The sequence below is a fragment of the Neorhizobium sp. T25_27 genome (assembly GCF_002968565.1).
Lineage (GTDB): Bacteria > Pseudomonadota > Alphaproteobacteria > Rhizobiales > Rhizobiaceae > Neorhizobium > Neorhizobium tomejilense.
Window position 1 is genome coordinate 96,540 of record NZ_PVBJ01000013.1, and the last position, 22,183, is coordinate 118,722.

Below are 22,183 nucleotides of genomic sequence, written 5' to 3' on the forward strand. Positions count from 1 at the left end.
GCCACTTCTTAGTCGCGACGGTAGGCACCGAGGCCCGGGCGGAAGGATTTCTCGTCCAGGAACTGACTCATGCCGGTATTGCGGCCGTTTTCCGGGTCGCGGAGTTCCGTCTGGTCGGACTTCGCCATCAGGTATTCGCCGGCCTGTTCCCAGGTGAGATCGCGGGTAAAACGGCATGCGGTCTTGGCCTGGCGCAGCACGAAGGGGTTCTTGCCGATCAGCGTCATGGCGAGCTTGCGGGTCTCGGCCTTCAACTCGTCCGGCGAAACGGCCTTGTTGACCAGCTTCATGTCGGCAGCCTGCTGGCCGGTGAAGGTTTCCCCGGTCATGATGTAATACATCGCGTCGCGGAAGCTCATCGTCTCCAGCACCGATTTGGTGACGATGCCGGCCGGGATGATGCCCCAGTTGATTTCAGAAAGGCCGAAGATGGCGTCTTCCGAGGCGATGGCAAGGTCGCAGCCGACCAGGAACTGGAAGGCACCGCCGAAACACCAGCCGTTGACCATGGAGATGGTCGGCTTCGGGAAATACATCATCCGGCGCCACTGCCATGCGGCATTCGCCCGGAACAGGCGTTCGCGCTGGATCGGCGGCACCTTGTCGGTGGCGCGGAAATATTCCTTGAGGTCCATGCCGGCCGAGAAGGATTCGCCGGCGCCGGTGACAACCATCACCTTGCAGCGGTCGTCTTCTTCCAGCGCGTCCATGATCGCGTTCATTTCCCAGACGATGCCCGGGTTGATGGCATTGCGCTGCTTCGGACGGTTGAGCGTCACCCAGGCGATGCCCTCGTCGAAATCCACGGTAACATATTCGCCCCACTTGCCATTATTCTGGCCGGCGGCGGCGGATTCGGTCTGGTTTTCCATAGCAAATTCTCCCTACTGGGGAAATGGATATCAGGGACCCGAATATGCGTCAAGCGGCTTTCAATCTCAGGCCTGGCGAAAAGAAAGCCGTTTGATGTCGTGCTGAACCGATGCTTAACCACGGCCGAGAAATGGCATTTCGACCGGCAGGATGATGCTTTCGTAAAGGTTCACGTCGTCCGGCAGCGTCGCCATCAGCACGACGATCCGCGCCACATCGAGAGGCATCATGGTTGCGGGCCGGACCTTGTCGGTGATGCCGGGAACCAGCGAGCTGACCGTCGAGCCCGGATGTACCATCGAGACCGCAATGCCGTGCTCGCGGCCGTCGACGGCGAGCGAACGGGTAAGGCCCTCTAGCGCGAACTTGCTCGCCGTATAGGCGGCGGTATGGCCGCGCGGAACCTTCGACGACAGGCTGCCCATGTTGATGATCCGGCCGCGCTTCTGTTCCTGCATGATGAGGAAGGCGGCGCGGCTGCAATAGAAGACCGAGTGCAGGTTTGCCCCGATCACCTCGTGCCAGCGCTCGTTGGTGAGCTTTTCGACCGGCGTATGGTCGGCGATGCCGGCATTGTTGATCAGGATGTCGAGCCGGCCGTATTTTTCCTTCACCGTGGCGAACAGCTTTTCGACCTGCGCGTCGTCGGTGACGTCGGTCGGCACGACGAACGCGCGGCCGCCTTCGGCCTCGATCTCGGCCGCCAGTTTTTCAAGCTTGTCGGCGCTGCGGGCGGCAAGCACGGTGACGGCGCCCTCAGCGGCAATCGCCTTGGCGATGCCCCAGCCGATGCCCGAGCTGGCGCCAGTAACGATGGCAATACGGTCCTTGATCGAAATCATCTGAAAATTCCTCCTCGAATTGTTGCGTTAGACGCGCGAAATTCCTTCATAAAGCGCCTCGAGCCCGCGCCGGTCGCTGACCCCCAGCTTGCGATAGGCGCGCTGACGGTAGGTGACGATGCTCGAAAGCGCGAGCCCGACTTTTTCGGAAATTTCCCGATGTGTGCGGCCGAGCAGCAGGCCGGCGGAAACCTCTGCCTCACGGCCCGAAAGCGCAAATCCTGCCTGCAGCAGCCGCCCGGCGATCTCCTGCTGTGGCGGATGCAGCGGCGCCGTCTGCGGCCTGCCCTGGAGCCGCACATGCTTGACGACCATGGCCATCAAGAGCGGCGCGGAGGACTCCAGCCGTTCGACCGCGGAGAGCGGGAACGGACCGCTTTCGCGGGTGCGATAGAGACTGGCGAAGATCCGCGGTTCCTCCGAGTGATAGATGGTCAGGCGTTCGAGCACATGGGCGCGCTCGTAACAGTCGCGGCGGTATTCGGGGTCGCGGATGCCATTCCAGGCCTGGCGGATGACCTGCACCTTGGCAAGTCCGGGGCCTGCGTTCAGCATCTGGCGGGTCACCCGGTCGCGCAGCCAGTAGCGGCGGGCATAGTCGAGCGAGGCGCGCTCGGCAAAACCCGGGATGGTCGAGTGATAACCGCAGGCGAAGAGATAGGTGAGCGATCCGTCTTCCTCGGCCTGGAAGGCGGAACAGAAATCGGTGCCGGCGATACCGCGCAGCGTCTCCAGCAATTTTTCGGGGAAGCCGGGCTCGCCGACCTCGTCCATGAGGGCAGCCATGACGGTCACGTTGTCTCCATCAAGCGCAGGCATTGACGCCTCCAGGGTCGAGAACAGATCTCTGGTGAGCATGTCCACCTGCAAGGTGGACATGGGAGGGTCGGCAAAGGCCTACCATCACGGCCAATGCAACAAGCCTGGATATGGAGGAACCACCATGGTTGACGCACCAAAGCTTCGCAAACTCTATCACTTTTCCTACCCTTGCCGCGATGGCGAGGAGACCCGCAAGTTCTACGAGGACCTGCTTGGCCTGCCGCTGGTCAACTGCATGACCGCCGACAAGGTGCCGTCGACGGGCGAAGAAAAGCCCTACGCGCATTTCTTCTTCGAAATGGGCGACGGCTCCTACATGGCCTTCTTCGACCTCGGCGAAAACATCATGCCGCTTCCCTCGCCGAACACGCCGGACTGGGTCCAGCACTTCGCGATGGAGGTCGATTCCGTCGAGGAGGTCCTGAAGTTCAAGAAGCGGTTGCAGGATGCCGGCGTGAAGACGACCGATGTCATCGACCACGAGTTCATCAACTCGATCTACTTCTTCGACCCGAACGGCCTGCGCCTGGAAATCACCGCACGCACAGAAGAGCCCGGCTATCTGGAACAGGCCGCTTCGGAAGCTCATGACGCGATGAAGGGATGGGTTCAGAAGAAGGCCGGCATGATCGCCAGGAAATCGGCTGCGGTCTGAGGCCTGGCCCCTGCCTTTGAGAGAGAAAGCAGTCCTCTGACGAGGACTGTCCCCCTCACCCCACCTCCGCTCCGCTCGGTGGCCCTCTCCCCGAGGGGAGAGGATATCCGAGACGCTGCGGCATACACCTTCTCCCCAGCGGGGAGAAGGTGTCGGCAGGCGGATGAGGGGGTGCGCAGCCAGGTATGATCGCCTTGTTTGCAAGGCATATGCGGAAGAAACAGAGGCACCACCGATCCAGCCTGGATGGTGGTGCTTTTCTTTGAAGCTCACGGTCAAACCTCCCGATGGTCCGGAGCCCGCTCCCGACGAACGCCGGACTGGTTTCATGCCAGCAGACCCTGCCGCTTGCTCCAGTCGATCACCCGGTCGATGCAGGCTTTTAAGAGTTCCGGCTGGCCGAGGTAATAGTGGGTCGCGTGCGGGATCGTCATGTATTCCTTGTTCTCGGTGGCGAGGGCTGCCCGGATTGTCGGATTGTGGGTCGCCGGGACAGCCTCGTCGGCATTGTTCTCGATCTGCAGCACCGGCGAGCGCTTGATCAGCGCCGCGTTCATCGGCCCCTTGGCATTCGACAGGTCGTAGCTCCACTGGGAAAGCCACGAACGCAGCGTCGTGAAGCGGGCAAGCCCGACCGGCCCGACATTGACGGTGCGCGGATCACCCATATAGCTCTTGCCGATCGGCCGGTCATTCGGGTCGATGGTGCCGTCGAACCAGCGCACGTCGCACATGGTGCGGTGGACGATGAAGGCGCGCTCCTGCTCGAACGAACCGCGGCGCTTCAGCTCCGCCAGCATGTCGAGCGCCCAATGGGTGATCTTGCGGTTGCGGGCGACCTGGGCGGCCCGGAAGCGCTGGATGAATTCCGCCGAATAGGGTGGCTGGTGCGGGCAGTCCGGCGAATAGATATCGAATTCCGGGTCGCGGAGATCCGGGTCGAGTTCGTCGAGAACCGACGGATCGAGCCATTCGGTCAGCGTTTCGGCACGCGACAGGTGAGCGGCGATGAAGATCACGCCGTCTGCGGGCTTGAGCCCCGCTTCGACAAGGTTGACCTCGTCGCCGGCCGGCGTATGGGTGATCGTCGGGTTCTCGGCCTGCGCCTGGTAGAACAGCGACAGCGACCCGCCGCCCGACCAGCCGACCAGCACCACCTTCTCGTAACCGAGCTCGCCACGGGCATGATCGAGCCACTTGCCGAGGTCGATCGCCACCTTTTCCATGATGAGAGCGGTGTCGTTCTTCGGATAACGGCTGGCGGCGCAAAGCACGTGCAGGCCGGCATCGGCAAGCGCGGTCGGCATCGGCAGGAGCTGGAGCGTCGAGGTTGGGTGCATGAAGACATAGACCGTCTTCGACGGCGCACCGGTGCCACGCAGAAGCTGGCCCTCGAGATTGACCCTGCCGGAATTGCCGGCAAAGCCGTAGGTCTCGGTGTATTTCGCGGTCTCCGGAAAGGAGACGATCAGCGGGATTCGCTGCCAGTCCGCCTTGGTGGTCATGATGTCCTACCCGTTATGCTTCGCCCGCTCGGCCGGCAAACCAGCGAACGGGCTTTCGAGAATGAATGTGATCGCGGCCTCAGGCGGCCGCTTCCGGCGACCTGGTTCCCGCCACGACCGGCACCGAGGTGGCGTCGTAGGTAAACAGCCATTCGTATCGCTGCTTGACCTTGTCTTCCTGCCATTCGGCATTGACGTAGTCCTCGGCGAGCTTCGGATCCTTCAATGCGGCATTGTGGAAGCGGCTGAGATTGCCTTCGGCGCCGCGGACGATCTTGCCGGTGCGCTCAACGCGGGCCGCCTCGTAACCGGCGAAGGCCGCTTCGTAGTTGCCATTGTTCTCGGCAAGCGCACGGGCGAGCACGAAACCGTCCTCGATCGCCATCACCGCGCCCTGGGCAAGGAACGGCAATGTCGGATGGCACGCGTCTCCGAGCAGCGTCACACGGCCGCGGGTCCAGTCGTCCATCGGCGGCCGCAGCATCAGCGCCCATTTGTAGGGCACGTCGATTGCCTTGATCATCGTGTGGATGTCTTCGTGCCAGCCTTCATAGTCGGCAAGGCACTCTTCCACGGTGCCCGCGACCGACCAGGATTCGACCTGCCAGTCGGCGCGCTCGACGACCGAGACGTAATTCATCAGCTTGCCGCCGCGCAGAAGGTACTGGATGACGTGGCCGCCAGGACCGATCCAGTTGGTGCCGACCGGCCGCAGCATGCGTTCCGGCAGGCGCTCGACCGGGATGACGCCGCGCCAGGCGACGATGCCGGTGAATTTCGGGTCGTCTCGACCGAACAGCGTCTCGCGGATCTTCGAGTGCACCCCATCGGCGCCGACGACGATATCCGAAGTGGCGGTGGTGCCGTCGGCGAAGGTGATGGTCGCGCCCTTGTCGTCCTGGGTTATCCCGACGCATTTCTTGGACAGCTTGATCGCATCGGGCTTGATGCGGCGCACGCCGGCTGCCAGCGTCTGGTGCAGGTCGTTGCGGTGGATGGTGATATAGGGGAAGCCATAGCGCTCGATAGAAAGCGGGCCGAGGTCGAACAGTTTCCAGGCCTGCCCGGTGTTCCAGAGACGAATCTCCTTGCCCTGCGCCTGTGAGGCGATCGACATGATGTCTTCTTCGAGCCCGAGCGAAAACAGAACCCGCGTGCCGTTGGCGCTGACCTGAACGCCGGCGCCGACTTCTTTCAGCTCGACCGCCTGTTCGTACACATCGACGTCAAACCCCTGGCGGAGCAGCGACAATGCCGCCGTCAGCCCGCCAATCCCTCCTCCCACGACAGAAATCTTCATTTTTTTATCCTTTGAAATTCTGACGGACAATCTCTCCCGACGCGCATGCGCCTGTCAACTATTTTTGATAAAGTATAATTGACTTTGTTCAAAACCAATTTCATATCTGCCCGCCGGAGCTTTCGGACAAGCCCTTGGGAGACGGCGGCTGCAATTGAAAGTTTCAATCCACAGATCAAAAACAGGAAAGGATGTCACGAAATTACACCTGGGATATCTGGCTTCCTGATATAAATTCGATAGGATCGAAAACGGTGGGCGGCTGTGGTATCTGATCGACAGGGGAGACTACGGAATTCGATTGACTGACAAGAGAAATACTCTTGTATATAGTCAAATCTAGTTGCCTATAGACGAATTCAGGGCTGCGAATTCGAGGCGCGGCCCGAGGAACATGCATAATGACGGTTTGGCCGGCGCCCAAGGGGAGCCAGACCGGTTCTCATAGTCGGGTTTTCAGGGAGGAAACCATGGTCATCAAAAGTCCGCAGGATTTCGGCGCGGGCATCTTGTTCATCCTTTTCGGCGCGGTCGGCCTCTATGTCGGGTCGGACCTCACCTTCGGTTCCGCCCGCAACATGGGCCCTGGCTATTTCCCGATGATCATTTGCGGCCTGATCGCACTGATCGGGCTGATCGTCACGGTAAAGTCGCTGGCGATCGAAGGTCCGGCCATCGAACGCATCCAGCTCCGCCCGATCGTCTTCATCCTGCTGGCGATTGCCGCCTTCGGCATCCTGATCGCTGAAATCGGCGCGGTGATCTCCTCGATCCTGTTGATCATGTTCGCTGCCTATGCACGGCGCGACGTCAAACCTGTCGAGACCGTCGTCTTCGCGGTCACCACGGCGGCGTTCGTCGTTATCATCTTCGTATACGCGCTTGGGCAGCCAATGCCCGTCTGGTGGGGCAGGTAATCCATGGAAGTCTTTGAACACCTCGCAACCGGCTTCATGGCTGCAGGCTCGCTCGAGAACCTGATGTTCTGTCTGATCGGCGTCGTGCTCGGCACGCTGATCGGCGTTCTTCCAGGCATCGGACCCATTCCCGCGCTGGCGATCCTGCTGCCGATCACGTTCGGGCTCGATCCGCTTTCGTCGCTGATCATGCTGGCCGGCATCTATTACGGGGCACAATATGGCGGCTCCACCACCTCGATCCTGGTCAACATGCCGGGTGAAGCTTCCTCGGTGGTGACCTGTATCGAGGGACATCAGATGGCCCGCAAGGGCCGCGCGGGTGCGGCACTCGCGATCGCCGCTCTCGGCTCGTTCTTCGCCGGCACGATCGGCACCGTCTTCATCGCCGCCTTCGGTCCACCGCTCGCCTCGATCGCCCAGCAGTTCAATTCGCCGGATTATTTCGCGTTGATGCTGCTCGGTCTCACCATGGCGATCGTTCTGGCGCACGGTTCGGTCCTGAAGGCCGTTGCCATGGTCTTGATAGGCCTGCTGCTCGGCCTCGTTGGCACCGACATCAACACGGGTCTTACCCGCTATACCTTCGGCCTTTCAGGCCTGTGGGAGGGCATCGACTTCCTGCCGCTGGTTCTCGGCCTCTTCGGCATCGTGGAAATCATCCGCAACCTCGAGAACCCGCCGCCGCCGCGCGAAGCGATCAGCACCCGCATGCGCGACATGTGGCCGACCAAGAAGGAATTCAAGGAAGCCTATCCGGCAGCCCTCCGCGGCACGGGCCTCGGCTCGCTCCTCGGCATCCTGCCGGGCGGCGGCGCGGTTCTTGCCTCCTTCGCCAGCTATACGCTCGAAAAGAAGATCTCGAAGAACCCGCGCAAGTTCGGCACCGGGGCGGTCGAAGGCGTCGCGGGTCCGGAAGCGGCCAACAACGCTGCCGCCCAGACCTCGTTCATCCCGCTCCTGACGCTCGGCATTCCGTCGAACCCGATCATGGCGATCATGATGGGCGCGATGATCATCCAGGGCATCCAGCCGGGTGCGGCGGTCATGACCACCCGTCCGGACCTCTTCTGGGGCATGGTCGCCTCGATGTGGATCGGCAACCTGATGCTCGTCGTCATCAACCTGCCGATGATCGGCATCTGGGTGAAGCTTCTGTCGGTTCCCTACCGCCTGCTCTACCCGGCGATCCTGCTGTTTTGCGCGATCGGTGTCTACTCGACGAGCACCGAGCCGTTCATGATGGTTCTGATGATCGTCTTCACGGTCTTCGGCTACATCCTCTTCAAGCTCGGCTGCGAGCCCGCGCCCATGGTGCTCGGCTTCATTCTCGGCCCGCTGATGGAGGAAAACCTGCGCCGTTCGCTGGTCATCTCGCGCGGCGATCCGACGATATTCATCGACCGTCCGATCTCGGCCACGCTTCTCGTGGCGACGGTCCTGATGCTTTGCCTGATCATCTTCCCGCAGTTCCGAAAGACACGCGAGGAGGCGTTCCAGGAGGAATAACGGACGTTCTGCAACGGTTTTTTGGAGGAAGAGCCAATGACTGAACAACATTTGAAACTGACAAGACGCACCCTGATTGCGGCGGCCACGATGGCCGCCGTTCTCCCCGGTGTCTCGTTCGCACAATCCAGCTATCCCAATGGTACGATCACCTTCGTATGCGCCTTTCCGGCCGGAAGCGGCGCCGATATTCTCGTCCGCTTCTTCTCCGAAAAGGTGGCGGCCGTTTCAAAGCAGACGGTGATCGTCGAGAACAAGCCGGGCGCCAACGGCAATATCGCCGCCGAATATGTCAGCCGCGCCAAGCCGGACGGCTATACCGTCTACGTCCATTCGGGCACCTCGACCGCGGCCAACATGTCGCTGTTCAAGAAACCCGCGATCGACGTCACCAAGGCGCTGCGAGGGGTCCAGTTCATCAACAAGCAGCCCTTCATGATCGCGGTCGCCGCAGATAGCCCGATCAAGGACATGAAGCAGCTCACCGAGCACCTGAAGGCCAAGGCCGGCGACGCCACCTATGGCTCGACCGCGACCTCGGGCAAGGTTCTCGCCGAAGTCTACCTGCAGCTGGCAGGCGTCTCGGCGACCGAAGTCGCCTACAAGACCGGCCCGGATTCCCTGAACGACATCACCAGCGGTCAGCTGGATTTCGCGGCACTCGACCCGGTCTTCGCGCTCAGCCAGCAGCGCGAGGGGCGCCTGCGGTTGCTCGCGGTCGGCTCGCCGCAGCGCATGAAATCGACGCCCGAGATTCCGGCCATCAAGGAATATGGCCTCAATGTCGACCAGCTTGGATGGTGGGGTGTGTTCGTGCCGGCCAAGACGCCGGACGATGTCGTTCTGAAGCTGAACGCACTGTTCCGGGACGTGCTTGACCAGCCGGAAACGGAAGCCTTCCTGAACAAGTTCGGTGGGGACGTCTACAAAGGTACGCCGAAGGAGGTCGACGAGCTTCTTGCAAAGACCGTCGAGGAGTGGCGTGCCTATGTGGCGCTGGCGAAGATCCCGCAAAACTGAGGCTTGTTCAACGGGCTTGACGGAAGCTTGCTACGGGAATGACTGGGGCGTTCAAGGGAGGAACTTGTACCGATGACCACTGAAATCTCACGCAGAAACCTGATGATGGCGACTGCCGCGGCCGCCACGCTCGCGCCCTTTGGTGCGTTCGCGCAGGGTGCTTATCCGAATGGCCAGATCACGTTCGTCTGCGCCTTCCCGGCCGGCTCCGGCGCCGACGTCCTGGTCCGCTTCTTTGCCGACAAGTTCGCCAAGGTCGCCGGCCAGACGGTGATCGTCGAAAACAAGCCGGGGGCCGCCGGCAACATCGCCGCCATGTACACCGCCCGCGCCAAGCCGGACGGATATTCGATCTACGTCCATTCCGGCACCTCGACGGCGGCCAACATGTCGCTGTTCAAGGCGCCGCCGATCGACGTCGTCAAGGAGCTGCAGACCACCTCCTTCATCAACAAGCAGGCCTTCATGTTCGTCGTGGCTTACGACAGCCCGATCAAGGACATGAAGGAGCTGACCAAGGTGCTGAAGGAAAAGGGCAACAACGCCAGCTACGCAACGGCTGCGACATCCGGCAAGGTTCTCGGCGAAATCTACAAGCAGGTCGCTGGCGTCGATCCGGTCGAAGTCTCGTTCAAGGACGCCAAGGATTCGCTCAACGACATGCTGAGCGGCTCTCTCGACTACGGCGTCCACGATCCGGTTTTCTCCCTGTCGCAGGCCAACGAGAAGCGTGTCCGGATCCTTGCGACCGGTTCGCCGATCCGGCTGAAGTCGCTGCCCAACATCCCGACCGCCAAGGAACAGGGCTACGACATCGACCAGCTCGGCTGGTGGGGCTCCTTCGTTCCGAAGGCGACGCCGAAGCCGGTGGTCGACAAGATCAACGCGCTGTTCAACGAAGTCCTGGCCCAGCCCGATACCGTCGCCTTCCTCGCGAAATTCGGCGGTGACGTCTATGTCGGCACTCCGGACGAGGGTCAGGCACTGCTCGCCAAGACCGTCGAGGAGTGGAAGACGTATGTGGCCATGGCCAAGATTCCGCAGAATTAATCAACCGATTCGAAAGACCCTCTCGCCATAGTGCGGCAGGTTCTTTCGCAGGGACCCTTACGAACCGCCATAGGAGATGAAAAGTGACAAAATGGCTTAAGAAGATCGCACAAGCCACCGCCGCCATGGCGATGCTGGCGGTCGCACAGATTGCAAACGTTACGCCCGCCCAGGCCGCTTATCCGGAGCAGACGATCACCTTCGTCTGCGCCTTCCCGGCCGGCTCCGGCGCCGACGTTCTCGTCCGCTATTTCGCGGACAAGGTGTCCAAGGTCGCCGGCGCCACGATCATCGTCGAAAACAAGCCGGGCGCGCTCAGCAACATCGCCGCTGAATACACGTCGCGCTCCAAGCCGGACGGCTACACGATCTTCGTCCATTCCGGCAACTCGATCGCCGGCAACATGTGGATCATGAAGAAGCCGCCCATCGACGTCGGCAAGGACCTGATGACGATCGCCACCATCAACAAGCAGGCCTTCATGATCGCCGTCGCCAAGGACGCGCCCTACAAGGACCTGAAGGAACTGACCGCCGCGATGAAGGAAAAGGGCGACGGTGGCTCCTATGCCGTCAACGCCACTTCGGGCAAGGTCATGGCCGAAGTCTACAAGCAGAAAGCCGGCCTCGAGACCGTTTCGGTCCAGTACAAGACTGCCGCCGACTCGCTTAACGACATGACCAGCGGCGCAATGGACTTCGGCTCCTACGATCCGGTCTTTGCCCTCGCCCAGCAGCGCGAAGGCCGCTTCCGTCTTCTCGGCGTCGGCTCGCCGGAACGCATGAAGGGCGCTCCGAACATTCCGACCCTGAAGGAACAGGGCTTTGACGTCGACCAGCTCGGCTGGTGGGGTGCCATGGTTGCCAAGGGCACGCCGGAAGACATCACCACCAAGATCAACGGCTGGTTCAACACCGTTCTGCAGCAGCCGGAAACCCAGAAGTTCCTGGCCGACCAGGGCGGCGACGCCTACATCTCTACTCCTGCCGAAGCCCAGGCTCTGATGATCAAGACGATCGCGGAGTGGAAGGACTACGTCGCGATCGCCCAGATCCCGCAGCAGTAAGACTTGCTGAAACAGATAAAAAAAGCCGGTGGAAACGCCGGCTTTTTTCGTTGCGGAGAATAGGAGGAAAGCCCGCCAGTTCCCGGCAAGCGGTCGTATCAGATGTCAGGCCCGATAGCTCGGATCGATCCGATCCAGCTTGCGCAGCATCGCCGGCCATTCCTTCAGTCCCGGCTTTGCCGGCGACATCTCGTACATATGCGCGGTCAGCTCGGCGATCTTCTCGGCCGGAACGGTGAGACCCTGCGGCTGGGCGGCCATGGCGGCGAGCTGGGCGCGGGCGGCTTTCTCCAGCCAGAAGGTCCACACGAACGCCTCGCCGACACTTTCGCCCGATGTCAGCGTGCCGTGGTTCTTGAGGATCATGTTCTTGTGCGGGCCGAGATCGTGGATCAGCCTGTCCTGCTCTTCCATGTTGAGGGCCAGGCCCTCGTAGCCGTGATAGCCGATGCGGTTGTAGAAGAACATCGAATGCTGGGAGAGCGGCAGCAAGCCGCAATCGAGCATGGAAAGCGCCATGCCCGCCTCGGTATGCAGGTGCATGACACAGTTGAGCTCGTGGCGCGCCTTGTGCACGGCGTGGTGGATGACGAAACCGGCGCCGTTCACCGGATAGTCCGACTTGCCGATGATCTTCGCCTCGTGGTCGATCTTGACGAGGTTGCTCGCCTTGATCTCGTCGAAGGCCATCCCGAACGGATTGATCAGGAAGTGGTTTTCGGTGCCCGGCACGCGGGCCGAGATATGGGTGTAGATGAGGTCGTCCCAGCCGTAGAGTGCCGCGAGACGATAGGCGGCGGCGAGATCGACGCGGACGGCCCATTCCTCGTCGGTGACCGAGGCGCGGTCGAATTCGGTGATAACCTCGCCGGGCTGGTCCTGCCCTGCCAGTCCGATGACGTGACGTTGAAATGCCATGTGACGTCCTCCCCAGAGTTCAAAAGCTAGAGTTCAAAAGCCCAGATCGCGATCGGGACCACCGGCGTCGGCAGCGGCGTTCCCTTGAAAAACGCGTTGACATTCTCGACCAGCAAAAGGGCCATGGCGAGGCGGGTTTCCGCAGTCGCGCTGCCCTGGTGCGGCGTCATGATGACATTCGGCATCCACAGCAGCTTTTCCGAAACCCTCGGCTCGTTGGCAAATACGTCCAGTGCCGCAAAGCCGAGCTTGCCGGTCCTGAGCGCCTCCACCAGCGCCGCCTCGTCGACGATCGAACCGCGCGAGACGTTGACCAGCGTGCCCTGAGGTCCGAGGGCCTCCAGCACGTCGCGGTTGACGATTTTCCTGGTGTCGTCGCCGCCGCGGCTGGCGACGACGAGGAAATCGCTCTCCTTCGCCATCGCGACGAGATCCGGCATGTAGGTATAAGGGACAGGTTTCCGCCGCGGCCCATGATACGAAACCCGCATCCGGAAAGCGGCGGCCCGTTCCGCAATCGCTGCGCCGATATTGCCGAGCCCGACAATGCCGATTGCCTTGTTCTTGAGCGAGCGGCCGAGCGGGACTTTTGCCGCGATCGTCGTCCATCGGCCGTCGCGGACATATTGGGTCTGGGGCACGATATCGCGGGCGGAGGCCAGCATCAGCGCCATGGCGAGATCGGCGACATCCTCCGTCAGCAGGCCCGGCGTGTTGCAAATGCCGATGCCACGCGACTTGACGGTCGGCATATGGATCGAGTCGATGCCGATGCCGTAACAGGCGACCAGCTTCAGGTTGGGGAATTTTGCGAGAATATCCGCGTTGGCGCCGACGCCTGGATCGGTGACCAGCACCTGCACGCCCGGCATCTCGCCGCCTGCGGCGACGTCCGCGAGCGACATTTGCCGCCCGCCCATGCCTTCGAGCGTCGAGACCACCGAAGCCGGCAGAACCGCCGTCAGCACAACGATACGGATGGTTTTCTTCTCTGATGTCACGGAAACGATGCCCTCCCCGGATCGAAATCTTGGAGCCGACTTTATACGGCTCCCTGCCATGACGATAGGCCTTTTCGTCCATGTAGAACGGAATTCGTCATCGACGGATTACCCGTGGATGAATTTCCAGGGGCTCACTTCGCTTTCGAGCGACAGCGGCACTTCGATCAGCCACGGGCCGCCGCGCGCAATCGCGGTATCGATTGCCGTGCGGAGATCCTCCGGAGCGCTCACTCGGGCGAAATCCACATGGAAGGCGGCGGCGAGCTTGCCGAAATCCGGGTTCTTCAGTTCCGAGCCGATCAGTCGCCCCCCGAAAGCTTCGCTCTGGTCGCGCTTCACGTTGCCGAAGGCGGAATTGTTGAAGACAACGGTGATGACGTCGATGCCATACTGCGCGGCGGTCGCCAGTTCCTGCGCCGCGAACATGAAACCGCCATCGCCGGCGATCGACACCACCGGCACGTCCGGCCGGGCAATCTTGACGCCAAGTGCGGTCGGAAAGCCGAAGCCGAGCGTGCCCTGGAAGCCGGTCGAGATGAAGGTGCGTGGTTCGTAGACCGGATAACAGTACCAGGAGGCGAAACCGGACTGGCAGACCTCCTCGACGAGGATGCCGTCGTCGGGAAGGGCAGCGCGGATCGCCTGCAGATATCCGTAATGCGGCGAGACTTCCTGGATGGCTTGCGCCGTTTGCGCGCGCGCCTCTCGGATCGCTTCCTGCCAGTCGTCGGAAGGCATCGGCGGCTTGAGTTCGGCAAGCAGCGCCGTGAGGGAGGTCTTTGCTCGGCCGAGCACGCCGAGGGCCTCCGGCGTGCGGATCAGCTCCTCCGCGTCGATTTCCAGCCGCACCACCGGCACTTCGGCTCTCGGCTTCCAACGCCAGCTCGGCACCTCGAGCCGGGTGCCGATGCCGATGACGCAATCGACCGCCGGCCACAGCTTTCGCGCCTCGGCGATGGTGAGGCCGAGTTCGTGGCGGTTGGAGACCACGCCGCGTCCGGAACGAAAGCCGACCACCGGCGCATGCAGCATTTCCGCAAGCCGCAGCACCTCATCACGGGCCTCGAAGGCGCCGGGCCCGACGAAGATCATCGGCCGTTCCGCCCGGCCGATCGCCGCCGCCGCCTCGCCGACCGCTACATCGGCTATCGGATCCGGATGATTTTCGAGCGGCCGGGCAATCTCGAATTCGCCCTCCGCCACGAACTGTTCCCAGGGCATTTCAACCGTTGCCGGGCCGGGCTTCAGGGAGCGCATCTCGCGAAACGCATGGGCGATTGCGACGGAAACGTCCGCTGCCTTGTCGGCGCGTTCGGCAGACTTGGCGATGCCGGCGAGAACGGCGCGCTGGTCGCGCATCTCGTGCAGGTGGCCGCGGCCCTTGCCGAGAAACGCGGTCGGTACCTGCCCGGTCAGGCACAGAACCGGCTCGTTGCAGCCCCACGCGGTCAGCAGCGCAGCGCCCGTGTTGAGCACGCCCGGGCCGGGCACGACGGAATAGACACCGGGATTGCCCGAGGCTCGGGCGTAACCGAAGGCCATATAGGCGCATGTCTGCTCGTGCCGCGGCGTGATCACCCGCATGCCGTCGCGCTGGAAGGCGTCGAACAGGCCGTAGAGCTGGGCGCCTGGTATGCCGAAGACGGTATCCACATCGTGGGCGCGCAGTGAAGCGACGATGGAATCGCCTCCGGTGATGGTCATGTTGGAATGTCCTTGTTAGACGAAGTGGAAGACCATGAAAAACTGCCGCGGTGCTGAGGGGCTCCACACACCCTCCCCGCCTACAAAGTCTTACGCGGCGTCGGGTCCAGATTGAACAACTTCGCCGCGTTCAGCCCGAGAATATTCCGCTTCGCCTGTTCGCTCAGGAACGGCAGGTCGTAGATCTCCTGCGGCAGGTCGAAATCGAAATGCGGCCAGTCGGATGCAAACAGGAGCTGGCTCTCGGCGTTGATCATCTCCAGCGTCAGCTGCAGCGCCTTCATGTTCACCGTTTCCATCGGCTGGGTCGTGTACCAGCAGTTTTCCCGCATGTAATCGCTCGGCAGCTTTTTCAGCTGCGGCGCTTCCGACGGCCGCATCAGGTACTGGTCGTCGAGCCGCTGCATCAGGAAGGGGATCCAGGCGAGCCCGCTTTCCACCCAGATGCTTTTCAGTTTGGGAAAACGCTCCGGAATGCCGTTCAGGATCCAGTTGGTCATGTGCACCATATTGCACCAGACGAAGCCAAGCGCATGCATGCCGAGGAACCGGTTGATGGTCGACAGCGACTGGTCCTGCCAGTGATAGGCGGCATGGAAGGCGATCGGCAGGTTGCGCTCCTCGAGCATCGCATAGACGCGCATATAGTCGTTGTGGTGCACCGGCTTATGGCGGGTGGACGGCACGCAGAAGCCGATGACACCCGGCTGGCCGGCGAATTCCTCGATGGTGCGTTCCGCTTCCTTGGGCACGTTGAACGGCAGGTAGGCAAGCGTCTTCAGCCGGTCGTCCTTGGAGAGCACCTTGTCGATCAGCCAGCGGTTATAGGCGCGGCCGAGATAGACTTCCATTTCCGGCTGCGGATGCAGCCCGAGCGTCAGCATCGGCGTCGGGAACAGCACCATATAGTCGACGCCGAGCGCGCTCATCGCCCGGCGCGAGAGGGTGACATCGCGATGCACCCCGTCATCGACCTTTTCGCGGATGCCCGCCTGGTGCGGAATGCGGCCGCCGACATCCTGGTATTTGAGGCCCATGTCGCCGTTCAAACCGTAGGAGGCGGTGCCCATCTTCTCGTCGTGGAAGAGCATCGCCTGGTGGCGGATGACCGGGTCCTCGATATATTGCACCAGTTCGTGCCAGGAAATCGTCTCGGTGTGGTGGGCGTCCACGTCGCAGATCAGCCAGTCCTCGAAACCGCGCTTCCTGGCCGCCTTGTTGGCATGCGCGAGGATGTCGCGCGTATCGGTGAAGACATCGATCTGCTGCACCGGCAATTCGCGGGCGCGATCCTTGTTGGAAATATCCATGTTCGCTCTCCTCAGGCGAAAGAGTGGATTTATGCCTCAGAGTTCGTCCGGCCGGCGCCGGTACCAGAGCGCCAGTTCCATCGGCCCGAGATGCAGGGCGCGCAGGATTTCGGAAACGGTGGAGAGCGCCTCGGTGGCGGTCACCGTTTCGTCGCGGGTGCCGGTCAGCGGCCGGAAGGTACGTTCCTCGCCGTCGCTCTTGGCGACGTAAAGCCGGATCGCCGCCGTCATCATCCGGGCGACTGCTTCATCCGAGACGCGCGATGCCTCGCCGTTTTCCAGCAGTTCGGCGGTCGCCTTCTCGATCTCGGCGGTGGCGTCCTCGATCCAGCCATAGGGGTCGTTGCGTAATGTGGGCTCAGAGGACGACATAGACCTGCCCCTCCCGGATCGCCAGTTCGGCTCGGTGAAGGCGGTATTTGGCCGGCCCGGCGTTGCGACCGGTCTCCAGGTTGAATTCCCAGCCATGCCACGGACAGGCGACGTGCATGTTCTCTTCATTGTATTGAAGCGTCCGCACCTCCTGTCTTTCATCGACGGGCTCGATGACTTGAGGATAGATGCGTCCCTGACAGATCGGGCCCTGACGATGCGGGCACATGTTGTGCCAAGCATGCAGAGCGCCTTTTACCCGAAAAATGCCGATTTCCCGCTCCCCGCAGGCGACGACCTTGCGGCCGCCATCGGCGATCTCATCCTCCGAACAAACCAGATATTCCGCCAAGGTCTCCTCCTTATCCTTCGCGTCGATTTCAATATTCTTGAAATCATTCAGTTATATTGTATAAAGATGAATGAGGACGTCAAGCGGAGAGGTCATGGACGCGGCGGTAATACAGAAGGCGGCAGGCAAGGGGCCGGAAACAAAGGGCGCCGGTATCCAGTCGCTTGAAAAGGGCCTGAAGGTGCTGACCGCGATCCAGCATGCCGGCCGCGCGCTGCGGCTGAACGATATCGCAGCGGCTGCCGGGATGACGCCCAGCATGGCGCATGGTTATCTTGTCAGCCTGGTGCGCACCGGTTTTGCCGCTCAGGACCGGCTGTCCGGCCTTTACGATCTCGGCGATTCGGCGCTGCAGCTCGGGCTTGCCTCGCTTTCGCGCACCGACTTCCTCAGCCTTGCGCGTGCGTCAATCTCGCAGCTTGCCGCCGAACTCGGCGAGACGGTGACCCTGGCGGTGTGGAACGGCGATGCGCCTGTCGTGGTCGACAAGATCGAGGGCCGCTCCGACAGCGTCTACGAGATCAAGGTCGGATCGCTTGTACGCCTCTGGCCGACCGCGACCGGCCGGGTCTTCATGGCCAACCTGCCGAACGTCGAATGGGAACACCACCTGCGCGCCATGATGCAACAGGATGGCGAAGCGGAGGCCTCGGCCGCGCGTTTCATAACCGAACTCACGGATGTCCGCCGTCAAGGTTATGCCGCAACGCTGCCGTCCACCGTTCCGGATTTCTCAGCCGTTGCCGCTCCCGTCTTCGATCACCGCGCACACCTGAAGGCGGTCATCACCGTGCTCGGCCGCCAGGATGGTTTCGATATCGCGCCTTCCGGCCCGCCGCTGACCGCCACGTTGCGTGCCGCAAGGTCGCTGTCGCTCCGGCTCGGCGCCTCAGTAAGTTGAGGGGTTTCGTCCAACCCGGCTTGTGCGGCTGCATTTTCTCCGCTACCCCGCTCATATAACCGTTTTGAAGAAGGTCGCCGCATCGTGATGGCTGAAGACATGAAGCCCGAAGAAGCAAGCACCAGCGACTGGGTGATGCAGCAGCCCCGGGCAATCTACTTCCTGAACCAGGCAAATCATGCCGTGCGCAGCCGGCTCGAGGCGGCGCTGTCGGCGCTGCAGATGACCGGCATCCAATATACGGTGCTGAGCGTGATCGGCAGCCGCGACGGCCTTTCCTCGGCCGAACTGTCGCGTCGCTTCTTCGTGACACCGCAGACGATGAACGAGCTGATCGGCGGGCTGCAGCGCCGCAATCTCATCACCCGCAAGGAAGATCCGGCCAACCGCCGCATCCTGCGCATGAGCCTGACGACCGAAGGCAAGCGGATGATCAAGGCCTGCGATGCAGCCGCCGACGCCGTCGAGCGCGAAGTGTTTTCGTTCCTGCCGCAAGAGAGCTACCAGCAACTCCGCGACCTCTGTCGCCTCGTCGCCCGCAATCTTCGCGAACGCGACGAACCCTCCAAGGGTGAGTGACAAAACCTCGCCTCCGGCGAAACTTCTTCGTCACCACCGCGCCAGCCTTTGGCGTCGATGGTTTACAAAACGTTGATTTGACGGCGCCATAGGGGTCGGTTCTTAGGTTCCCACAGCCGCCATGATGACGGTTAGAGGCTCGCACCCAGCTCGAACTCGGGCCGCGAGCCTCGTCCGGAAAATCGTCGCAACCCGAAATCACGGCGGGACCTACAGCGGTGCATCGATAGGCACGACGCCCACTGTAGATTGCTCACGCCGCCTTGCCATGAAATCAGAGCGCCCGGCCGACGGCCCGGTCGTTTTCGAGGCGGGCGATGCAGCCGGCGAGCTTTGCCAGCAGAAGATCGAAATCGATCGGTTTGGTCAGATAGTCCGCCGCCCCTGCCCGCAGGCCCGTCAACACATTGTCCTTGTCAGTCAAGGCCGACAGAAGGATGAAGGGGATGTTGAAAAGCTCGGCATGGTTCATCTGGATTTCTGCCAGGAGCTGATGACCGTCCATGACGGGCATCGAAATGTCGCAGATGACGATGTCCGGCCAATACGCCAGGATGGCTTCGAGACCCTCCTGCCCGTTGGCCGCCTCCAGAGTTGCAAATCCGGCGTCCGCCAGTTCCTCGACGATGAGCTGGCGGATATCCGCTTCGTCGTCGATGCATAGTACGGTAATCATCCTGCTATTCCCTAAGCTGCACGTTTGATGAGATTTGCGAGCGGTCCCTTGTTCGGGAGCGCCACCGTGAATGTTGTTCCCCGGCCGAGCACGCTTTCGACGGAGATCGAACCGCCATGCAGATCGACGATCTGCTTGACGAGATTGAGGCCGATGCCCGTGCCGGCGATGCCGGTCGCGCTGCGGGCCCGGTAATAGGGCTGGAAAAGCTTCGGCAGGTCTTCGGCATCCATGCCGATGCCGGCATCCTGGATCGACACATAGGACATGCCGTTCTTCGTCGAGGTCCGGATATGGATGTCCGGCGCGTGGGGGGCATATTTGACGGCATTCGAAAGCAGGTTGGTGAAGACCTGTTCGATCGTGGTGCGGTCGGCAAGGATCGCCTGCGGCAGATGCGAAAGGTCCCGGTGAATCGTGTGGGATTTGCGAACATCCATCTGTCGGGCACAGCAGGCTTCGATGATTTCCGCCAGCGAGAGGCGCTCCGGCTTCAGCGTCGTCTTGCCGGTCTCCAGCCGGCCCGCCGACAGGATGCTCTCCATCAGGTCCACCATACGCAGCACGGCGGAGCGGATCTGGGCCGACTTTTCTTCCACATATTCGGGCTTCTGATTGGTTTTGGTGCGCGACAGGCGCTGTGCCGCGGCATCGATAATGGCAAGCGGCGTGCGGAACTCATGGGACGCCATGGTGACGAACTGACGCTGCAGGGCATTCACATGCCGCTCCTGCGCCAGGAGCCTGTCGAGTTCCTCCCGCTGGCGCTCGATCTCCGCCGTCCGGAGCCTGACGCTCTCTTCGAGCTGGTCGCGGTGGCGCATCAGCGCCAGACGGCTCTCGGACAGGTCGAGGGTTGTCTTGCGCAGGCCGAGGCCCAGGAAGATCACCACGCCCATCGCCACGATGATGCCGGCAATGCCGACCGGAGCGATCTGCTCGATGAGCATCAGGCCCGGCCGGATGGGATTCCATGCCATATATCCGAGCGTCTGGCCGGCAGTGGCCATGACCGGAATGGCCGCAGTCGATTCGGCCGCGTCGGTGGTAAAATGCAGCGTTTCGAGCCGCGCGTAACGAGCAATTTTTTCGACCGCGCTGGCATCCAGAAACCTGACTGCAACCGCGATGAACTCCTTGCCGGCCTCGAGCAAGACCTCGTCGCTGCTCGGGACGATCGGTCTCGCGCTGACGACGGCGGGCCGGCCGGCGATCGAGAGGATCTTCTCCGCGAAAATCTCGGCGAGCACCGGGGGATTGGAATCGCCCGGTGCGATCCGTTTGTGGAGCACCGCACGGACACTTTCCCGCACGGCCGACGCAGCCTTTTCATCGTCGAGGAAGGTCAGGGCCGCAATATCCTCGCCGTCCCGCATGGCGAAGGCCAGTTCGTCCCGCTCGTTGAACACGTAGGTGCGGTCATGGCTGAAATATTTGTGCATCCATGTGCCGATATTCTCGGCAATCCATGGGTGATCGTCCCTGGCAACAAGCAGGACCGCGTCGTTCCACACCGTGACGCTTTCCAGTTCATGCTGTACGGCTTTCACCTGCTCGTCGAGGCCCTGCTCGACGTAACCCTTCTGGCGGATCAAGGCGAGGTCATCCACCTTGGCCGAGGCAAGCCACATGAAGCCGGCGAGAAGCAGCGCTGTCAGGGCTGTCAGCAATGTCAGCACGATTGTGACGTGCGATGTGATACGGATGTTCTGCTGCATGGGCACCGCTTTCTCTCGGCCCATCATGCATCCAAAACATTACATTCCGCTAAATTTTAAATGCCAAGGTTGAACGGAGCATTTTCCATACAGCTGTGGGTGTGACATTGAGTGGCTGTGGTCGTCCTGCTGGTCGAACCGACGCTACGGGGAAGAAACTACGTCGCTTTTCCCAACTATAGCCAGGAAGCCGGGCTTTTCGGCAGCCGACCGTCGGGGTCCGTGATCGTGAGCTTCGGCTGGTCCTTGCCGTTCCAGTGCCAGAGGGCGACACAGGTTCCGCCCGGCGACATGAAGGATGGATAGACGACGCCGTCGTGGCCCTCCTGGAGCAGCCTCTCTCTGAGGAGATGCGTTGGCGGCACCCGCCCGGCGTCGAGATCATCGCGCCATTCGCAGCGGTGGATCGCCTCGCCGATGCCAAGACCGGCCAGAACCTCTAGGCTGGTCAGATCCGCGAGCCGCGCGCCGTCCAGTCGAAGCTGGGCGATCAGGGCCGGATGCTGGACGAAACCCTGGTTGTACTCCGCCCAGGCGGTGGAAAGCTCGCGTGCGGCATAGATGGTCGCTGCGCCGACCGGGTTCCAGCGACCGCCGAAACGGGCAGCGCCGTCACCGGAAAGCGGCGCATGCGCCCAGCGCGGCACATAGGCACGCCAGAGGATTGTCGATTCAGGCATAAACGCCGGAGCGCACCGCCTCCAGATAGGCGAGCACCTTGTCGGCCTTGCCCTCGCCGACGAGGTCGTAAGCAGTCTTGCCGGCCCAGCCGGGGATCGGCTGGTGCTTGAACCAGATCGCGGCGCGATTTTCGTCGCCGGCCATCTCGCTCGCCATCGCCAGAATGCGCACGACCGGGGAGAGCGCCATGTCGACCTTGCGGGCGCCGCTTTTGGCCGTCAGCGTGTTGCGGGCGACGCCGATCAGTTTCGCCAGTTCCGCATGCGTCAGGCCGAGAAGATCCGACACCCGCCGCGCCGACAGAAGCGCGGACTGAGGTTCACGGAAAGCGGCGGCGCCGATTTCAAAAGCATGAGCCATGAGAAAGTCCTGATCCGGTTTTGATCATCTGCTGCTCAATATGAGCTC

The 22,183-nt window shown here is 61.9% G+C and carries 23 protein-coding genes; 8 read left to right on the plus strand and 15 right to left on the minus strand.

The genetic code is table 11. The features are described 5' to 3' along the window. Positions 1-8: 8 nt before the first annotated feature. The 3 genes from C5J24_RS27415 to C5J24_RS27425 all read right to left on the minus strand — a co-directional run bounded on the left by C5J24_RS27415 (position 9) and on the right by C5J24_RS27425 (position 2,534). Positions 9-872, minus strand: a complete 864-nt coding sequence (locus tag C5J24_RS27415) for a p-hydroxycinnamoyl CoA hydratase/lyase (protein ID WP_046599283.1) — start codon at positions 870-872, stop codon at positions 9-11. A 114-nt stretch (positions 873-986) separates the two neighbouring features. Further along, positions 987-1,715 (minus strand): SDR family oxidoreductase, encoded by a 729-nt coding sequence (locus C5J24_RS27420; RefSeq protein WP_105422479.1) that lies wholly within the window; start codon positions 1,713-1,715, stop codon positions 987-989. A gap of 27 nt (positions 1,716-1,742) precedes the next feature. Continuing rightward, a complete protein-coding gene (locus tag C5J24_RS27425; protein ID WP_172724164.1) occupies positions 1,743-2,534 on the minus strand; it encodes a LuxR C-terminal-related transcriptional regulator in 792 nt (263 codons plus the stop codon). A 124-nt stretch (positions 2,535-2,658) separates the two neighbouring features. Between C5J24_RS27425 and C5J24_RS27430 the strand changes: the two genes are divergently transcribed. Beyond that, positions 2,659-3,192: a VOC family protein gene (locus C5J24_RS27430; protein ID WP_105422483.1), complete on the plus strand. Its 534-nt coding sequence runs from the start codon at positions 2,659-2,661 to the stop codon at positions 3,190-3,192. 326 nt (positions 3,193-3,518) lie between these two features. Here the strand turns inward: C5J24_RS27430 and C5J24_RS27435 are convergent, their stop codons facing one another. Further along, complete coding sequence (locus C5J24_RS27435; RefSeq protein WP_105422485.1) at positions 3,519-4,697, minus strand: alpha/beta hydrolase; 1,179 nt, start codon at positions 4,695-4,697, stop codon at positions 3,519-3,521. A gap of 79 nt (positions 4,698-4,776) precedes the next feature. After that, a complete protein-coding gene (locus tag C5J24_RS27440; RefSeq protein WP_105422487.1) occupies positions 4,777-5,997 on the minus strand; it encodes an FAD-dependent monooxygenase in 1,221 nt (406 codons plus the stop codon). Between the two features lie 470 nt (positions 5,998-6,467). Here C5J24_RS27440 and C5J24_RS27445 point away from each other — a divergent pair, with 470 nt between their 5' ends. The 5 genes from C5J24_RS27445 to C5J24_RS27465 all read left to right on the plus strand — a co-directional run bounded on the left by C5J24_RS27445 (position 6,468) and on the right by C5J24_RS27465 (position 11,560). Continuing rightward, positions 6,468-6,914, plus strand: coding sequence for a tripartite tricarboxylate transporter TctB family protein (locus C5J24_RS27445; protein ID WP_172724165.1), 447 nt, complete (start codon positions 6,468-6,470; stop codon positions 6,912-6,914). 3 nt (positions 6,915-6,917) lie between these two features. Continuing rightward, positions 6,918-8,423, plus strand: coding sequence for a tripartite tricarboxylate transporter permease (locus C5J24_RS27450; RefSeq protein WP_105404306.1), 1,506 nt, complete (start codon positions 6,918-6,920; stop codon positions 8,421-8,423). Between the two features lie 36 nt (positions 8,424-8,459). Beyond that, positions 8,460-9,443 (plus strand): tripartite tricarboxylate transporter substrate binding protein, encoded by a 984-nt coding sequence (locus tag C5J24_RS27455; RefSeq protein ID WP_105422489.1) that lies wholly within the window; start codon positions 8,460-8,462, stop codon positions 9,441-9,443. Between the two features lie 72 nt (positions 9,444-9,515). Further along, the gene (locus C5J24_RS27460; RefSeq protein WP_105422491.1) at positions 9,516-10,493 is read left to right on the plus strand and encodes a tripartite tricarboxylate transporter substrate binding protein; all 978 of its coding nucleotides are present in this window, start codon (positions 9,516-9,518) and stop codon (positions 10,491-10,493) included. Positions 10,494-10,576: 83 nt separating this feature from the next. Next, positions 10,577-11,560 carry a tripartite tricarboxylate transporter substrate binding protein gene (locus tag C5J24_RS27465; RefSeq protein WP_080951282.1) on the plus strand — a complete coding sequence of 328 codons (984 nt, stop codon included), beginning with the start codon at positions 10,577-10,579 and terminating at the stop codon, positions 11,558-11,560. A gap of 105 nt (positions 11,561-11,665) precedes the next feature. On the opposite strand, the gene C5J24_RS27470 is transcribed toward C5J24_RS27465, so the two are convergent. From C5J24_RS27470 to C5J24_RS27495, 6 genes are all read right to left on the minus strand, one after another. Further along, positions 11,666-12,478, minus strand: a complete 813-nt coding sequence (locus C5J24_RS27470; RefSeq protein ID WP_105422493.1) for a class II aldolase/adducin family protein — start codon at positions 12,476-12,478, stop codon at positions 11,666-11,668. Between the two features lie 26 nt (positions 12,479-12,504). Further along, entirely contained in the window at positions 12,505-13,479 is a 975-nt protein-coding gene (locus tag C5J24_RS27475; protein ID WP_205836979.1) for a 2-hydroxyacid dehydrogenase, read from the minus strand. A gap of 108 nt (positions 13,480-13,587) precedes the next feature. Next, positions 13,588-15,186 carry a thiamine pyrophosphate-dependent enzyme gene (locus tag C5J24_RS27480; RefSeq protein WP_105422494.1) on the minus strand — a complete coding sequence of 533 codons (1,599 nt, stop codon included), beginning with the start codon at positions 15,184-15,186 and terminating at the stop codon, positions 13,588-13,590. A gap of 80 nt (positions 15,187-15,266) precedes the next feature. After that, positions 15,267-16,496: an amidohydrolase family protein gene (locus C5J24_RS27485; RefSeq protein ID WP_105404300.1), complete on the minus strand. Its 1,230-nt coding sequence runs from the start codon at positions 16,494-16,496 to the stop codon at positions 15,267-15,269. Positions 16,497-16,532: 36 nt separating this feature from the next. Then, positions 16,533-16,868, minus strand: a complete 336-nt coding sequence (locus C5J24_RS27490) for a hypothetical protein (RefSeq protein ID WP_105422496.1) — start codon at positions 16,866-16,868, stop codon at positions 16,533-16,535. Next, positions 16,855-17,220, minus strand: a complete 366-nt coding sequence (locus C5J24_RS27495) for a Rieske 2Fe-2S domain-containing protein (RefSeq protein ID WP_046668926.1) — start codon at positions 17,218-17,220, stop codon at positions 16,855-16,857. Before C5J24_RS27495 ends, C5J24_RS27490 begins: the two co-directional genes overlap by 14 nt. 94 nt (positions 17,221-17,314) lie before the next feature. On the opposite strand from C5J24_RS27495, the gene C5J24_RS27500 reads away from it, so the two are divergent. Both C5J24_RS27500 and C5J24_RS27505 read left to right on the plus strand, forming a co-directional pair. Continuing rightward, on the plus strand, positions 17,315-18,121 hold the full coding sequence (locus C5J24_RS27500; protein ID WP_172724166.1) for an IclR family transcriptional regulator: 807 nt from the start codon (positions 17,315-17,317) through the stop codon (positions 18,119-18,121). Positions 18,122-18,208: 87 nt separating this feature from the next. Further along, positions 18,209-18,700: a MarR family winged helix-turn-helix transcriptional regulator gene (locus C5J24_RS27505; RefSeq protein WP_105404297.1), complete on the plus strand. Its 492-nt coding sequence runs from the start codon at positions 18,209-18,211 to the stop codon at positions 18,698-18,700. A gap of 274 nt (positions 18,701-18,974) precedes the next feature. On the opposite strand, the gene C5J24_RS27510 is transcribed toward C5J24_RS27505, so the two are convergent. The 4 genes from C5J24_RS27510 to C5J24_RS27525 all read right to left on the minus strand — a co-directional run bounded on the left by C5J24_RS27510 (position 18,975) and on the right by C5J24_RS27525 (position 22,135). Continuing rightward, positions 18,975-19,376 carry a response regulator transcription factor gene (locus C5J24_RS27510; RefSeq protein WP_037084919.1) on the minus strand — a complete coding sequence of 134 codons (402 nt, stop codon included), beginning with the start codon at positions 19,374-19,376 and terminating at the stop codon, positions 18,975-18,977. A gap of 11 nt (positions 19,377-19,387) precedes the next feature. Then, positions 19,388-21,094 (minus strand): ATP-binding protein, encoded by a 1,707-nt coding sequence (locus C5J24_RS27515; protein ID WP_245446809.1) that lies wholly within the window; start codon positions 21,092-21,094, stop codon positions 19,388-19,390. 176 nt (positions 21,095-21,270) lie between these two features. Further along, the gene (locus C5J24_RS27520) at positions 21,271-21,774 is read right to left on the minus strand and encodes an RES family NAD+ phosphorylase (protein WP_105422502.1); all 504 of its coding nucleotides are present in this window, start codon (positions 21,772-21,774) and stop codon (positions 21,271-21,273) included. Next, on the minus strand, positions 21,767-22,135 hold the full coding sequence (locus C5J24_RS27525; protein ID WP_046632432.1) for an antitoxin Xre/MbcA/ParS toxin-binding domain-containing protein: 369 nt from the start codon (positions 22,133-22,135) through the stop codon (positions 21,767-21,769). The genes C5J24_RS27520 and C5J24_RS27525 overlap by 8 nt, the downstream gene beginning before the upstream one ends. Positions 22,136-22,183: the final 48 nt, after the last annotated feature.